Genomic DNA, 16,087 nt, shown 5'->3' on the forward strand with positions numbered 1-16,087 from the left:
CCTCAGTTGCTGAAGGGATCGCTGGACTTCCGCCGCGTTCGGCCCGGCGTGAACTGATAGATCCCGCCCTTCTCAGCATCGAGGCAGCGGCCACTGGCCCAGCGACGCAGCGAATCAACCGACTCGGCGGCGGTCACTGCAACCGGGACAACATTGTTCGCCGCCTGCACGAGCGGCACATCCAATAACGCCGACAAACGACAGCAAGCCCGGATTTCCGCTCCGGTCCACTGGTCATCATTCGGCAGCCGCTGATTGTCGTCGAGCTCGAACAAATGATGGTACTGATTCCAGATCCGATCCTTCTGCGGACGACCCGGCAGATCCAGAAAGACAATCCCATCGAACCGCTCGGCCCGGGTCAACTCCGGCGGCATTTTCGAGATGTCGTTGCAGGTGGCAACAACGTAGACGTTCGAGGTATGGTCGTTCATCCAGGTGAGGAGTGTTCCCAGCATCCGGGTGGAGACGCCGGAGTCGGACTGGCCGGAGCCGGTCGATCCGCTCAGGGCTTTTTCGAGTTCGTCGATGAACAGGATGCAGGGAGCCATCGCATCCGCCAGTTGAAGCGCCCGGCGGATGTTCTGCTCGGTGGACCCAACAAGGCTGCCCATCAGGGAACCGAGATCGAGCACGAGCGTCGGCCGACCGGTTTCTGCACCGAGGGCTTTGGCGAACGCCGACTTACCGGTGCCGGGAACTCCGAGCAGCAAGACCCCTCGCGGCTGACGTCGCGCATCAGAGCTGACCTGGTAGAGTGACCGCAGACAGAACGCCTTGAGGCTCTCCAGACCTCCGAGGTAATCAAAGTTTTCCTGGCTGCGATACAACTGCAGCAGACCGGACTTCCTGAGCGTACTCGCCTTGAGATCCCAGATCGAATCCGGGGTGAGGCGACCGCTGCGAACCAGACTGAGGCTGAAGGAGTTCTCGGCTTCCAGTCGGGTAAGACCGGCCGAGGCATCCAGCAGCAGATTCAGGTCGGCCCCTGAGGGAAGTTCGCCATCCTCCGTCGCCACCCCAGCGGCAATCTCCGACAGTTGCTGCCGATCAGGAAGCTCATGCTCGACCACAACAAACAGTTTGTCGAGCTCGATCGGGATCTGAACCACCGGAGCCAGCACGACGATCACGACCCGGCTTTGTTTGCCGGCGATGATCTGTCGAGCCAGCGCCTGCTGGACGTCCGCGGCTCCCAGAAAGCGATGAAAGTTCGTCAGCACCAGCAGCGACGGAACCTCACTGTCCGCCAACTGCTCAGCGGCCCGGATCGCCGCCAGCGGTGAAGTGCCGGCCACATCACCGACGCCACTGGTGTGCAGACCCGTCTCCACATCCCAGCTGGCTAGCTTCCAGCCTTCGTCATGACAGATCCGGGCGATCTCCTGGAGTGCGTCGTCGTGCTCAAAACTCTGGAGCCAGATCCCGGAGAAACAGGCTCGCACAAGTTCCGAAAGATCATTCTGCAGGTTCATAGGTTCTCCTTGAAAGAGGACGTAAACAAACGGGTCGGGGCATCAGGGGCCTCAATCGCCGAAGGCGCCCAGCCCGTTCCAAGAGCTAAATCAGTCCTTCACGTTTACCTGCCGCGTTTTGCCGCTGAATTTAGGCCAGCAATAGCCTCTTGTTTCTGGCGATGGTAAACGGCGACCAGGAAACCCAAGTGTTTTGCAAGCTGCCGCCGTTGCTTTTCGAGATCCTTCGCTTCCTTACTTTCAGTGGTTGAAATGGATTGGATGTTCTCCGTTTTATCCTGGCGAAGAGCCATGGAACCTCCCAGATAAGAATGCGCATAAAAAAAGCCCCGTCGCGGGGACGGGGCTCAATTCAAAGAGTTATCAATAGGGTTGGTAAGGCTACTCTCGCGGTCGCCGTCGGTTCCCATTGTTGTAGGGAACATCTGGCAGATCTTGTCCAAGCATCTCGTAATAACGCCGGTAGCTGTACCAAACGTTTCCGGAATTAACTTTATGGCCTTCATCTCGCAGCTTCTTGGCGGCCTCGCGGTAGCTAAGTCCATCGATGTCGATGAGTTGGTGCACCGGGCTGGCCAACTCGTCAAGTCGAGGTGGCTTGCGAAGCCATACCGTCACGGTTTCACCGGAGCTTTCCGAGTTGGGACGGTCAGTCAGCCGTTCAACACTTTGAAGCAAGTCCAGCTCGAACGTTCCTTTGACGTTCGTGCGAGAACGTCCGGGACGAGATTCGATGTGCACCATGATTTTTCCGTCGGTCAGGGCGCGGAAAACTGCGAGTGCTTTATAAACAGCATCTTCGCCAAGCTCTCCGGCAGCTGCGGCTTGCAGCAGGGTCGACATCTCCTGCACGGTTTTGCGAGCGAAGTCAGGCGTCAAGGCTTCGATCGCTTTATGCTGGTGCGTCTTCAGATGAGCAAGCTGAAGAGAAGAATTGTTTCGCTCGGCCTGAACCGAACGAATCTTTGCCTTCAGTTGCTTGTCGTCCTCCTCGGATCCGGAGCCAATCATTTCCAACAGCCCGTCCGCACGACGGGTCAGTACGCGAATCCGCTCCTCGACTTTGGTCATCTCTGCCGCGGCGTCCTTCGCGAATTCAGCATCGGCGGTCAGGCTCTCTGTAATCGCGTTCTCGATAAGGTCGCCATCATTGGCGATCCGCTCGGACAGTTCCTTGCAGATCGACTTGACGGCTTCCTCTCGTCGGACCGCCGATTTGCAAGGACACAAGGCCCCACGTTTGCACTGCATTCCCTTCCCGCGTGCACCGACTTGGTAGAACCGAACAGGTTGTTCCGGAGTTGAGCAGCAGACGCAGAAAAAGAACTCCGTGGTCAGATCCCACAGCTGAAGCTGCTTGGGGGCTCGTGGGCCACGTGGTCCCATCTTCTTGGCATCGAACTTCTTCTTGAGCGCGAAGAACGTCTCGTCGTCCAGAATGCGGAGCTCTTCGAACTGGATGCGCTGGACTTCGCTCTCCGGCTGCTCGACCTGAAGCACATAATCCCGCTTGCTGGAAAATTCGTTCCGCTTGCGGCCGAACTCCCACAAGCCAGTCAGCCGGCTATTAGTGAAGAGCCGGCGATAGGCCGTGCGGCTCATCTGGCCCCCAGGTGAGCGGGGATCACACGGCCCGCCCGCTTCCACCCATCGTTTCCAGCCTTCTTCGACAGATACTCCCTCCAAGAGTAGTCTTGCATGTTCGCGAATCAACTCGGCAGCGGCGGGGTCAATTTCTGGCATCGTCCGTGGAAGCCCTCGATTTGTCAGAGGAGCCTCCGGGAGGATCTTCGGGCGATAGCCGACTCCAATCGCACCGGTTGTCCAGCCTTTTTCGAAGAGACCTTTGAGGCCGGCACGGACATGATCCCCGATGGCATCAACCAGCAATTCGTCGAAAATTCCGTGAAGCTGAAGCTGGAGCTTCCAGCTCGTTTTATCTTGCGTATCGATACCCTGTGATACGCTGACGGCGCGGAGGCCTGCTTCGACCACTTCATCCTGGATGAACGTGAAACCCTTGTGGGCTTGCCGGTAGAGACGGCTGAATTTATAGACCAGCAGAACCGTCGCCTGGCGTCGGCCCAAAATCGCCTTTACGCGATCGAGACCGGCACGTGCGGTCTTTCGTCCCGACACCGCCTCGTCAGTGCAGATCAATTCGGGAGGCACGTAGATCTTGTTGTTAGCCGCCCAGACCATACATTCACGAATCTGATCTTCAGTAGAATGTTGCATCTGCGTGCTAAAGCGGACATAGTTCGTGCCGATCTCATAGCCAGCTTCAATCGCCCACTTGCAACGATCCCCGAAACTGGCGTGGGGATTGAATCCCTCAGGGGGTTCTCCCCCGGCTGAGGCCGCATGCATCCACCAACTGTGGACTGCGACGTGCGTAAAATCAGCGTCTGCAGAAACAAGACAGAAACTCATATTTAAACTCCTCATGTTTGAGTCGGGCTGACACCTGCTGGGCAGACTGGACAACGCATCCTTAGCGTCGACTTCACCCCGACGGTGAATAACAGGGAGCATTGTGCAATCCCCAATTCGCGGGAGCTTCGCGGCTGACGAACGCCGGCCAAAAGCACAGCAGGGACTGCAAAATCTCCCGTTTTTGCAGTCAGACAAGCGGGAATAGATCACTGTCGGAGGTACGTGCCGCCATAGTAGAGTGGGAAGCGAATTTGGCGATCAAATGCTTAGGCGGACTAGCCCATTCGGGAGGATGTAAATGGCCGAATTCAATCCGTCGTCCAAATTCAACTTGTGAACACGATGGAAGCACATCGTCAAAGACCAAAAGAAAAAGACCCTCTCAGCGAGAAGGTCTTTGAATTTCGATTCGACGCATAGATAGCTTCTAATCGTCAATCAGGTGAATTTGCCCGCCCGGGAAGTTGAAGCGTTGAGTTCCCCGACCAACTGATTCAAAGCAAGCCAGTAATTGAGACGGGAAGCCTGGAATCAGTTTGAGTGCGTGCCGCCGTTGAGAAACGATATTCTCACGGGCATCGGCACCGAAGGAAAAGTGATCCATTGGTTTGTTCTCCTTGGCGTGCTCGCAGGCCAAAAGGAAGAAGTCCCAGACCGCGTGCTTATTACCCCATGTGATCTCAAGGAGTTCTGTTTGCCACCAGACGGTACGCGAGTAACGTTCAATGACCAGGTGCCCTCGATTAATAGCTTCGCATTGGGAGAGATTGATCGGTTCCTCTCCACCTTCACGAAGCAACCAGTCCGCCTTGCTGTCGGAGAGCCAGCCAAGACGACGCCCGACCTCGATTACCGACCGCTGATAGGACAAATTGTGGAGCTTTTGCAACCATGCTACGGTCGTACGGTGATCATTTAATGCTTGATAGAACTCACCGCCGAGGCGTTTCTTTTCCTCAGGAGTGAGGACTTCCTCCCAGACCCGTGCCGCGATCGGAGGAGTCAGGACATATTGCCGAATTCGGTGGAACTCTTCGACCGCTCGCGAGTTCGGTGAAGCCTCATTGGGCTCAGGAACTCCCGAGTGAGTGATCTTCGCAATCATTGCTATTTGACCTCCATGCTGGAATCGTGGTTAAACACTTCGAAAGATTAAATCGCTTACAAAGGCCCGCGCTAATAGCGCTTTCCGAAAATTCTCTGAATCTTTCGAAATCGTGGTACGCAACCTCAGAAAAATACTCGATCGCCGCTTCGTCATCGATCCTTCTCGACATGAGTCATGTTCTTGGATAGCTAAAACGCTGTCACCATACTTGCCGCAGAAAGTTCGCTGATTTAGCTCGTCCAACGTTGCTCCTGCTCCGACAAGACACACCGAGCCGAACTTAGATCGGTCCGACGCTATGCCATAACATCTTTGGACGAGCCTAAGTTGCCGCCGCATTCGCGAGGAACGATTCTGCCGCGAATCCCAGAGCGCACACTGCGATGTGTTGGACCTTTCCCCGGTCCATTTACATCACAGGTCTCATGGGGCGGCGATTGTGAGAACGGACTGGCTGACAGCGCAGGAAGCAGCTGAGCGTCTGGGGATTTCAGTCCTCACACTGTATGACTGGCTTGCGCAGTCTAATCGCGGCAAGTTCATGCTTCGCGGACAGGCCTTTTCGATCGACTATCTGCAGGGCGGACGCCGTGGTCAGGGGCGAATCCGCATCGAAGCCGACGAGATCGACCGTATGCTCGACGCGATGCGCGTTAAACCGCGGCAACGGCCTAGGAGACGCGTTCCAATGCCGCAACAACATTATCCCGGAATTACCGTGAAGCTTGGCTACCCGGGCCAGTAGCTCGTCCGTCGCTATTGCCGAAGCCCGTTTACATCCCCAGCGCCGACCACAGTGGGGCTTGATAGTGCTGGCCCCACTCTCTGCCGTAGTGATTGAATGCCACCTGCGGTGTATCTCCCATCAGCTCGGCGAGGACTTCAATCGAACATCCTTTCCCCTCATTCCAGTATCCCGAAAGCATGCGATGAGCGAACGTATGGCGGCAGGTGTACGTCGAGTACCGCTTGAGAAGAGGGCTTTCATCCCAGCCCGCCCGCTTGCGAAGTCGGAAGAATTGCTGTTTTCCAATGTCTTTGCTCCACACCGTGCCTCGTGCATTCCTAAAGATCGGTCGGGACGGGTCGCCTTCGGACTTATTAATGAGACGACGAATTAACTCGGCAACTTCGGCACGGACTGGAATCAGGCGAGTCTTGCCGGTCTTCGTTGCAGCAACTCGCCACTGCATTCCACGATTCGTTTCCACAACATTCTGGGACGTTAGCCGTGCCAACTCGCTGTAAGGTCGAAGTCCGGTGTGGATGCACGCGAAAAGGAAGTCCCTGAACTGCTGACTGGTCGAATCGTAAAGAACCTGCTCGTCCTTAGGAGTAAACGAATAGAGCCGAGGTCGCTGTGGTGGCTTTTTGAGACCGATGAGCGGGTTGCGGACAGACAGAGTCTCTTCGGCAGACTTGAAGGCCGACTTAACGGCTGTGATCGCGTGTCTTCTGGTGACAGGGGATCGCCACGTGGCGTGGCTCTCCACCCAGTGATCAACATGACCTTTCTGAAGCTCCGAGGACGGCAAGGCACCGCAATATCCGCAGAAATCGTTGAGGTAGCGGGCCTGCTCATCAAAATGATTTCTGGTCATTGCTCCGAGTTTCATCCGCCGCTCACAACGGACCAGATACTCAGAACAGACATCGGCGACGCGAGTGGCTACAGAAATCGACTTTTCTGCCGCTGGTTGCCACTCGCCGTTCGCCTTTACACGAGCCAGCGCCAATTCAGCAGCCTGAACGTTGTCCTGACCACGGATCGGATATCCAGATTCGTTCGTTAGCCGGACACGAGACTTCGTGCCGGGTTGTGTGTAGTACCACGTATCGGTTTGCTTCCAATACCATGCCCGACCGCGAGAGCGGCGACGCTTGGGCTGTGAAGGTTTCCCCATTCTCAAGCTCCCCTGGATTTTGAAGATGATCGCCGACACTTCGTACTCTTGCCAGGAATGGGGGACCGCTTTCCGGGTTTCGTCTGCTTCGTGGATTTCTGCGGAGACGAACTGCTTGATCGTGCAGCGCTATCGCCAATCGCCTGCCAGAGCGGTTCCTGGTAGTGCTGTGCCCATTCCCGACCATAGTGCCGAAACGTTGTGGCAGGCGTGTCGCCGATCAGCTCTGCCACTGTTTCTATTGAAGCTCCGACCCCGCCATTCCAAAACCCGGACAGCATCCGATGCACGAAGGTGTGACGGCACGTATAGCACGCGTAGCTTCCCCGCACTGGATCTTCACTCCAGCCAAGTTTGGACTTCACTCTAAGATAGTGGCTGACGCCGTTTGTAGATTTCCACGGTCTATCCCTGGAATTCCGAAACAGCGGTTTGCCGGACCCCTTTGGCGCCGACTTCATCAATTCGCGGGTCAGTTTGGCGACCTCAGGACGAACAGGAATCTTGCGTGGCTTGTCGGTCTTGCTGGAGTAGACCCGCCACATCATTCCGCGATCATGCTCTTCGACGTCATCCGCAGTCAGACGGGCGAGTTCGCAAAACGGACGGAGTCCGGTGCGAAATGCGGCAAAGAGAAAGTCTCGAAATCGGTCGTTGCAGACCTCGTAGATCTTCTGCTCATCGTCTGGAGAAATCGACTGCAATCGTGGATTTTCTTTGGGCTTCTTCAAGCCTTTGAGCGGATTGACCAAGCCGTACATTTCTTCGGCGCGATTGAATGCGGCTTGAGTGATCGCGATCGCGCATCTCCGCGTTGCGGAACTCTTCCATGTCGGATGGCAGTCAATCCAGTCTTGCACATGCACCTTCTTAAACTCGGAAAGTGGCATCGCTCCGCAGAATTCGCACAGGCTGTTCAACCAGTAAACAGCATTGTTGCGATAGCCCTGGCTGACCGAACCATTCGCAACGCCTCGCTCGCAATACTGCAGATACTCCGAGCAGACGTTGACGACCTTCCAGTTTCCGCGATTAGGAGCGGAGTCCTGGTTCGACCATGTCAACTTTTCACGAGCCAGTGCAATCTCGGCTTCACGCTTGTTGCCCTTTCCGCGGATTCGCTCGCCGTTTTCATCCAACAATGGAATCCGCTTCTTCGTCCCTGGCTCGGTATAGTACCACGAGTCCGTCTGTTTCCAGTGCCAGGCTGAGCCATGCGACTGCCGACGCTTCTTGGGCCCTGATTTCATATTGCTCTCCCGTTGAGCGTGGAAATGTTGGCGGTCGATTGACCATCGAACCGAATCGACTGATACTCATTGAGTACACCAGTGTTTTGCTCACACAACTGGAGAACACAAATGGCATTCAACACCGCCACGCTCCCCAGAACCGTTCATCCCTACGGATATTTACTACACAAATTAACTACACTGCTTCTTACCTCTTCGACATTCTACGTGGGATTTGGTTCGGCAGAAATAGCACTTTCAGCAGCTAAGGACGATGTACCTAATGTGCTCATCATCTACACCGATGACCAGGGCTACGGCGACGTCGGCTGCTTCGGAGCCGAAGGATACGAGACGCCGAATCTCGACCAGATGGCCGCTGAGGGACGGAAATTCACCAATTTCTACGTGTCCCAGGCGGTCTGCAGTGCCTCGCGAGTTGCCCTCCTGACGGGCTGCTACAACGTTCGCGTCGGTATCGGCGGTGCATTGAACCATCGGTCGACGATCGGCATCAATGCCGAGGAAATGACACTCGGCGAGCTCGTCAAACAGAAGGGCTACGCCACGGCTGCTTACGGCAAATGGCATCTCGGCTATCAGAAGAAGTTCCTGCCGATGCAGCACGGCTTCGATGACTACTTCGGCCTGCCGTATTCCAACGATATGTGGCCCTATCACCCGGCTTACATCAATCTGCCGGACGACCAGAAGCACAAGAAAGGCTTCCCCGATCTGCCGCTGATCTCAGGCAATGAGGTCGTCAACGCGGCCGTTACTCCGGAGGACCAGACGCACCTCACAACCTGGTACACCGAGCACGCCGTAAAGTTCATCGAAGACCATAAGGACGAGCCGTTCCTCGTCTATCTGGCTCACTCGATGCCCCACGTTCCGCTCTACGTTTCCGACAAGTTCAAAGGGGACTCAGAGCAGGGGACCTATGGCGATGTGATTCAGGAAATCGACTGGTCCGTCGGACAGGTGCTCGACACGCTGAAGAAGAACGGCCTCGACGAAAACACTTTGGTCATCTTCACTTCCGACAACGGCCCCTGGCTCAGCTACGGCAATCACGCCGGTTCGGCCGGCCCGTTCCGCGAAGGCAAGGGAACGACCTGGGAAGGGGGCGTTCGCGAGCCGTGTATCATGCGCTGGCCTGGCCGCATTCCCGCTGGAACCGTCTGCGATGAACTCGCGGCCACGATCGACATCTTCCCGACCATCGCGGCTCTGGCAGATGCTCCGCTGCCGGATCACAAGATTGACGGACTCGATATTCGCCCGCTCATGTTCGAGGAAGACGCCAAAACCCCGCACGACGTCTATTACTTCTACTGGGGCCGGGAGCTGCAGGCGATCCGCAGTGGCGACTGGAAACTCCACTTCCCCCACGGATACCGCAGTTTAACAGGCGAGCCGGGCATGGATGGCGTCCCCAACGGGTACACGCAGGCGAGGACTGGACTGGCTCTGTATAATCTCAAGAAGGACCCGGGAGAATCGAACGACGTGAAGGACCAGCATCCAGACGTTGTGAAGAAACTCCAGCAGCTTGCCGAAGAAGCCCGCAGGGAACTGGGCGATTCGGCAACGAAGCAGCAGGGCTCGGGTGTCCGCGAACCGGGGCGCATTTAACCTCAGGTTCCCTCACCGCCGTCGCAGTAACTACTTTTGAGTCAACAGATTAACCGGTGTGGATGCGATCGGCGACAAGTTTCCGCCGAATCGCCACACGCCCCCCGTCCACGCTTGAATTCCCGTTCGATTCTTATCAACCTTTGCGGGAATTCAGAAATCAGCTGACAATTTCAACTGACAGGAAATAATCGATGCCTATCGCAACGCCCGAACAATACGGAAAAATGCTCGACGCCGCCCAGCAGGGCGATTACGCCTACCCGGCGATCAACATTTCGTCGCTGGTCACGCTCAACGCGGCTCTCAAGGGCTTTGCGGACAAGAAGTCGGACGGGATCATTCAGGTTTCGATCGGTGGCGGTAAGTTCGCTTCCGGTCTGAACGTCGGCTGCTCGGTCGAAGGGGGAATCGTGCTCGCCGAAGCCGCCCATCGCCTGGCCGCCAAGTACGATGTCCTCATCGCTCTGCACACCGACCACTGCCAGCCGGACAAGGTCGACAGCTTCCTCAAGCCGCTCATCGCCGAAACCGCCAAATGGCGTAAAGAAGGCAAGGGCAACCTGTTCCAGTCGCACATGCTCGACGCTTCCGAGCTGCCGCTGGAAGAGAACATGAAGCTCTCTCAGGAGCTGCTCAAGCTCTGTGCCGAGAACGAAATCATCCTCGAAGTCGAAGCGGGCGTTGTCGGCGGTGAAGAAGATGGCATCGACAACTCCGATCAGCCCGCCGACAAGCTCTACACGACTCCGGAAGACATGGTCGCCGTGTATGAAGCTCTGAACGGCCTCGGCCGCTATATGTTCGCTGCCACCTTCGGCAACGTTCACGGCAGCTACAAGCCGGGTCACGTCAAGCTGCGTCCGGATATCCTCAAGCAGGGTCAGGACGCCGTGATCGCCAAGTACGGCAAGGAAGCGATGTTCGACCTCGTCTTCCACGGCGGCTCGGGCACTCCGAACGAGCAGATCCGCGAAACGCTGGCTTACGGCGTCGTGAAGATGAACATCGACACCGATACCCAGTACGCCTTCACCCGCCCGATCGCCGATCACATGTTCAAGAACTACGACGGCGTTCTGAAAACCGATGGCGAAGTCGGTAACAAGAAAGCCTACGATCCCCGCGCTTACCTCAAGGCCGCCGAAAAGGGCGTGGCCAATCGTCTGGGCGAAGCCTGCGACGACCTGCTGAGCAGCGGCAAGACGATCTGCGGCAAAGTCTAATTTGCCTGATCGCCAATCGCACCGAAACGAGCCGGACGGGTTTCCCTCCGGCTTTTTTTATTAGTTGATCGAGTTTACGAACAGGGTAGCCCCGGTTGCTCTGCTACCGGGGCCGACGAAGTCGGCAAGAGGTCCCGTCCGTACGCACGAGGTTCAAACACGAAGGGTGGCCCGTCCGCCACAGTGGGCGGGTCGCGACAGCGACAAGAGGCTGCGCCATCCGCGTGTTGAACGGAAATCGTGCGGTCCGCAAGGTCATTTCAGGCGTGACACAGGCCAATGAGTTTGACGGAGTCGTACCCCGGATCGAGAGCACATTTGCTGGGTTAAGCCTGCGGCTTCCCAGCCTACTGGCGAAAGGATCGAAATGGACAAGGACGCTCTTTGGGACATTGTGCACGGCTGCTTCGATGAGGACGATGGCTCGTTGCCATCGATCGCCATTCAGCCTTTAACTCCCGAAGAAATCGCGTTGATCTTCGAGATATTTGTTCGAGAAGGGCGGATCACCACGGAAGAACCGGCCTTCCACGACCAGCAATCAGACAAATTGATACCGTTGGATAGCGTTAAAAATGCGGCGAGCTTAGTCGCGAACTATAAGGCCTCTCCCTTCCACTTGGTCGTTCGAGATATTTGCTTTCGCGGCCACCAGCTCCCCGAATTGGGGATGTTCGTTTTTCAGGAATCCATCGAAGTTGATTACCGAATGGGCGACGATTGGGACGCGACGACGGTATTCGCTTTCTTCGAATGGCTCAAATACCTCGTCGGTCAAACGAAGAATGGAGAACTCGCAGCCTGCACACGAGAGGGCCCGCCATTCTCTGAACAATTTGATGAAGCGTGGCATAGGTTCATGAAGGAATAACCCAAGGTTTCGCTTCCCCCCTTCGCGGGCCACATCGTTTTGTTCCAGAATGGCAAACTTCGGGACATATTGAACCCGAGCCTCTCCTGCAGCCGTGTGCATGATTTCCGAAATCGGCCCATACCAATCGCACTGCTGGACAAGCCAGCAGTGGCACCCCTGCTGATCCGGCATGCCATCGTGGCTCTCGGGAAAAATCCCCATTCTCTGAAGGTCCTCGCTTTCCCCAGAAAACCTCTCCTCAAAAAACCGGCAGAATCCGCACAATCGGCTTGAGCCACACGACCCGCATAGTCGAACTATCCGATATACGGTCGTGCCGCAACGCGGTACGCCGCTGATGTCGTACCGATTTTGCGAAAGGCCGGTTCTCCCATGCTGGTGTCCAGATCACGCCTGATCTTCAGCCTTATCCTGGCTACTATTCTAACCGGATGTTCTTCGACCGCTCCTCGCAATAACTTTGTCGGTTCGACGCGGCCGCTGCCGGAGCCGACTTTGCCGAATCCGGAACTCGGAAAAGCGTCGGATGTCATTCCCGATCTGCCCACCCCGGTCGCCCCGGCTGAGTCCGAGGTCAAGCTGGCGTCGGCCGATGAACCGCCCGTGGCTGAGCCCGTGGTGCAGGTCAATTTCGATGCCAACGAAGACGCATCCGCCCCGGAGCTTGATCCGGCATTCGGACAACTTGCCGACGAAGAATCAGTCACGGAAGCCTCGCAGACGGCAGCGCTGGCTCCAGCGGCTGCTGAAAAGACTCCAAAAACAGCCGAAGAAGATGTTGAAGTGGTCGCCGACGAGCAGGCCGCTCCCGAACCAGAAGCCGAATGGGCGGCCAGCCAGGGACGTGTTCCGGTCTGGGCCGCATCCGGATGGAAGAGTTCCGGGGCCGAAGAAACCTCAGATTCATGGAGCGAGCAGGCTTCCGCTGAAGAATCCGAAGCCGATCTGCCGCCAGAACTCCCCGATTTCGAAGCCCCGCTGACCGAAGCTTCAACACCGGAGAAAGCTGCTGCTTCTCACGAACCTTCGACTGAAGCCACCGCTGACGCCGATGAGGAATGGGCTTTGCCTGTCGCCGCGGAATCGCAGTCGGATGATGCCGTCGAACCCGCGTCACCCAGCGAAGCCGATAGCGTTTCCCACCGTATGGCGATTCTCGCTTACGAGGTCGGAAACGAATCCAATCCCGATCAGGCGACGCTCGAGACGCTCCGCAGCCTGTTGGAGCATGAAAGCAATCACGTGCGGCTGAACAGTGCCGAGGCTCTCTTCAAGCTGGGGCACGGCAGTGAACAATCACTGGCGGTCATTCAGCACACGCTCAGCTCTTCCGATGAGAACCTCGCCTTCCTGGCGACGATCGCTCTTGGCAGCGTTTATCAGCACTCGCCGGGCGAGGCCCTGGACCTGCTGCTCAAGCAGTTCGTGCAGAACTCGGAAGCCGTGCAGCGCCAGGCCGTGCTCATGGTCGGCGAGTATCAGGAGAATCGCGACGAACTCGTGCCGATCCTGACCCGCGTCGCCGACAAGCACCCCAACGCCGATGTCCGCGAAGCAGCCGTCCTGTCGCTCAGCTGCCTCAATCAGAAATAATCGCAGATCCGCGCAGCAAAAAAGCCACTCCCCGTCGCACAGGAGAGTGGCTTTCTCGTTTGGCCTACGCGAACTGCTTCATGTACGGCAGGCTGTCGGCGGTCTGCTGGATGGCCGGCTTGTTCTCCAGCAGCAGCGAGAGGAAGTCCCACTGACCGGAGAGCAGGGCATCGCGGGACGAGGCGACCGTTTCGACCGGGCAGCTGAAGTCGCCGGCGGTAACCTGCATCTTCTCGAGGTCAACTTCGATCTCGAGTTGTGGATCGGCTTCAATCATCTTGCAGAGCTTCTCGGTTGCTTCGGCTGAAGCGGTGACCGTCGGCACACCCAGCGCAGTGCAGTTGCCGAAGAAAATCTCGGCGAACGACTGAGCGATAATGGCGTTGATCCCCCACCGCATCAGCGACTGCGGAGCGTGTTCGCGTGAGGAGCCGCATCCGAAGTTGCGACCGGCAACGAGCACCGAACCCGACTGATACCTCGCGTTGTTGAACGGATGCTTCGGATCCTGTTCGCGGTCATCTTCAAAGGCATGTTCGCCGAGCCCATCGAAGGTCACGCAGCGGAGAAACCGGGCCGGGATGATGCGGTCGGTATCGATATCGTCCAGCAACAACGGCACGCCGGTGCCTTTCACCTGCTTGATCTCGTTCATCGTCTGCTTCTCTCAAGTAGGGTGCGTCTCGACGCACCAGAAAAATCCTGGATCGGGTGCCATGCCCACGCTCGCGTGGGCATGCCGTTTTGTTCGTTCGTCTGTTCTCTAGGGAGATCCGGTTAATTCAACCGGGGTGGCGCAGCCACATGAGGTTGCGCGATGGTCGTTTCGTTGTCTGTTTCGAACCTCTTGCCGACTGGCGTCGGCCCCGGTAGCGAAGCAACCGGGGCTACCCCGTTCAACTTCGTCTTCCCCGGTGGCACAGACATTCCTGTCTGTGCGAAATCGGCGTGCCCATCATGTAAGGACGCTGAAGACAAGCCTCCTGTTGCTGCGCAACACAGAGATCAATCTCTGTGCCATCCTTTCGGTTCACTGTGGTCAGATTCGCCGGGGTGCCATGCCCACGCTTGCGCGGGCATGCTCTCGTTGATTCACGCTGATGGCACCCGCTTTGTGTTTGCTTAGACGCCGACGGGCGCTTCGAGTTCCCGGACGTCGGTGATGTGTCCCTTAATCGCCGCGGCGGCGACCATGGCGGGGCTCATCAGCAGGGTGCGGCCGGTCGGGCTTCCCTGGCGGCCTTTGAAGTTCCGGTTGCTCGACGACGCACAGACTTCGCGGCCCTTCAGTTTGTCGGGGTTCATCGCCAGGCACATCGAACAGCCAGCTGCTCGCCATTCGAAGCCGGCTTCGCGGAAGATCTCATCGAGACCTTCTTCGACGGCCTGCTTCAACACCTGTTGAGAACCGGGAACGACGAGGGCCTTCACGCCGGGAGCGACATGATGTCCCTGCACCAGACGGGCGGCTTCCCGCAGGTCGGAGATGCGGCCGTTGGTGCAGGAACCGATGAAGGTCACGTCGACCTTCACACCCTGCAGCGACTGACCGGCTTCCAGTCCCATGTATTCGTACGCTTCACGGATGCCCGGGCGATCGCCTTCCGGGAAATCTTCCGGATGTGGCACCTTCTCGGTGATCCCGATCGACTGCCCCGGCGTGATGCCCCAGGTGACCGTCGGTTCGATGTCAGCGGCATCGAGCACAACGACATCGTCAAACTCGGCGTCCGGTCCGGAAGCGAGGCTCAGCCACCACTCGGCGGCTTTTTCGAAGGCTGCGCCCGTTGGCGACTGTGGGCGGCCGCGGAGGTAATCGATGGTCGTCTGATCGGGATTCACATAACCACAACGGGCACCCCCTTCGATGCTCATGTTGCAGACGGTCATCCGCTCTTCCATCGTCATCCGATCGAAGACATCCCCGGCGAATTCGTAGGCGTAGCCGATGCCACCCTTCACGCCGAGCTTCTGAATGATGTAGAGAGCCACGTCCTTGGCGTAGACGCCGGGAGCGAGGTCGCCGTTGACTTCGATGCGACGCACTTTCGGTTTGCTGAGAGCAAGCGTCTGTGTGGCGAGAACGCCAGCGACCTGGCTGGTGCCGATGCCGAAGGCGATCGCTCCGAATGCTCCGTGCGTCGAGGTGTGGCTGTCGCCGCAAACGATGGTGAGACCGGGCTGCGTGAGTCCCTGTTCCGGCCCGACAATGTGGACGATGCCCTGGCGACTGTCGTTGATATCGAGCAGCGTCACGCCGAATTCGCGGCAGTTCTTCTCGATCTGCGACATCATCTGCTCAGCGAGCAGGTCCTGGAACGGGCGAGCCTGGTTATCGGTCGGAACAATGTGATCCACCGTCGCCATGGTCCGTTCCGGATGCAGGACCTTCAGGCCGCGATCCCGCAGCATTTCAAAGGCCTGCGGGCTGGTGACTTCGTGAATCAGATGCAGGCCAATAAACAGCTGAGTCTGCCCGGTCGGCAGCGTGCTTACGGTGTGAAGATCCCAGACCTTATTGAACAGATTCTGCTTGGCTGTCATCGTCGCCTTGTCTCAAACTGCAAAAAAACACGTCGAAAAAAGATGCTGGCAATTTGT

The 16,087-nt window shown here is 57.3% G+C and carries 13 protein-coding genes; 5 read left to right on the forward strand and 8 right to left on the reverse strand.

All coding sequences use genetic code 11. The features are described from left to right. Positions 1–2: 2 nt before the first annotated feature. From L1A08_RS15810 to L1A08_RS15825, 4 genes are all read right to left on the reverse strand, one after another. Positions 3–1,475 carry an AAA family ATPase gene (locus L1A08_RS15810; protein WP_238757412.1) on the reverse strand — a complete coding sequence of 491 codons (1,473 nt, stop codon included), beginning with the start codon at positions 1,473–1,475 and terminating at the stop codon, positions 3–5. Positions 1,476–1,579: 104 nt separating this feature from the next. After that, positions 1,580–1,768 carry a hypothetical protein gene (locus L1A08_RS15815; RefSeq protein ID WP_238757413.1) on the reverse strand — a complete coding sequence of 63 codons (189 nt, stop codon included), beginning with the start codon at positions 1,766–1,768 and terminating at the stop codon, positions 1,580–1,582. An 88-nt stretch (positions 1,769–1,856) separates the two neighbouring features. Next, positions 1,857–3,908, reverse strand: coding sequence for a recombinase family protein (locus L1A08_RS15820; protein WP_238757414.1), 2,052 nt, complete (start codon positions 3,906–3,908; stop codon positions 1,857–1,859). 430 nt (positions 3,909–4,338) lie between these two features. Next, a complete protein-coding gene (locus L1A08_RS15825) occupies positions 4,339–5,016 on the reverse strand; it encodes a hypothetical protein (protein ID WP_238757415.1) in 678 nt (225 codons plus the stop codon). 442 nt (positions 5,017–5,458) lie between these two features. On the opposite strand from L1A08_RS15825, the gene L1A08_RS15830 reads away from it, so the two are divergent. Continuing rightward, positions 5,459–5,764, forward strand: a complete 306-nt coding sequence (locus tag L1A08_RS15830) for a helix-turn-helix domain-containing protein (protein WP_238757416.1) — start codon at positions 5,459–5,461, stop codon at positions 5,762–5,764. Positions 5,765–5,792: 28 nt separating this feature from the next. Here L1A08_RS15830 and L1A08_RS15835 read toward each other — a convergent pair whose 3' ends face one another. Together L1A08_RS15835 and L1A08_RS15840 are read right to left on the reverse strand one after the other, a co-directional pair. Further along, positions 5,793–6,923: a tyrosine-type recombinase/integrase gene (locus L1A08_RS15835; protein WP_238757417.1), complete on the reverse strand. Its 1,131-nt coding sequence runs from the start codon at positions 6,921–6,923 to the stop codon at positions 5,793–5,795. A gap of 2 nt (positions 6,924–6,925) precedes the next feature. Then, a complete protein-coding gene (locus tag L1A08_RS15840) occupies positions 6,926–8,173 on the reverse strand; it encodes a tyrosine-type recombinase/integrase (RefSeq protein ID WP_238757418.1) in 1,248 nt (415 codons plus the stop codon). 267 nt (positions 8,174–8,440) lie between these two features. Here L1A08_RS15840 and L1A08_RS15845 point away from each other — a divergent pair, with 267 nt between their 5' ends. From L1A08_RS15845 to L1A08_RS15860, 4 genes are all read left to right on the forward strand, one after another. Continuing rightward, positions 8,441–9,793: a sulfatase-like hydrolase/transferase gene (locus tag L1A08_RS15845; RefSeq protein ID WP_238757419.1), complete on the forward strand. Its 1,353-nt coding sequence runs from the start codon at positions 8,441–8,443 to the stop codon at positions 9,791–9,793. 194 nt (positions 9,794–9,987) lie between these two features. After that, entirely contained in the window at positions 9,988–11,019 is a 1,032-nt protein-coding gene (fbaA, locus tag L1A08_RS15850) for a class II fructose-bisphosphate aldolase (protein WP_238757420.1), read from the forward strand. Positions 11,020–11,386: 367 nt separating this feature from the next. Beyond that, entirely contained in the window at positions 11,387–11,890 is a 504-nt protein-coding gene (locus tag L1A08_RS15855; protein ID WP_238757421.1) for a hypothetical protein, read from the forward strand. Between the two features lie 375 nt (positions 11,891–12,265). Then, positions 12,266–13,486 (forward strand): HEAT repeat domain-containing protein, encoded by a 1,221-nt coding sequence (locus L1A08_RS15860; RefSeq protein WP_238757422.1) that lies wholly within the window; start codon positions 12,266–12,268, stop codon positions 13,484–13,486. A gap of 64 nt (positions 13,487–13,550) precedes the next feature. Here the strand turns inward: L1A08_RS15860 and leuD are convergent, their stop codons facing one another. Both leuD and leuC read right to left on the reverse strand, forming a co-directional pair. Then, positions 13,551–14,141, reverse strand: a complete 591-nt coding sequence (gene leuD, locus L1A08_RS15865) for a 3-isopropylmalate dehydratase small subunit (RefSeq protein WP_238757423.1) — start codon at positions 14,139–14,141, stop codon at positions 13,551–13,553. 467 nt (positions 14,142–14,608) lie between these two features. Beyond that, complete coding sequence (gene leuC / locus L1A08_RS15870) at positions 14,609–16,030, reverse strand: 3-isopropylmalate dehydratase large subunit (RefSeq protein WP_238757424.1); 1,422 nt, start codon at positions 16,028–16,030, stop codon at positions 14,609–14,611. Between the last annotated feature and the right edge of the window lie 57 nt (positions 16,031–16,087).

Origin of the sequence: Rubinisphaera margarita, assembly GCF_022267515.1 — a bacterium.
Taxonomy (GTDB): Bacteria; Planctomycetota; Planctomycetia; order Planctomycetales; family Planctomycetaceae; genus Rubinisphaera; species Rubinisphaera margarita.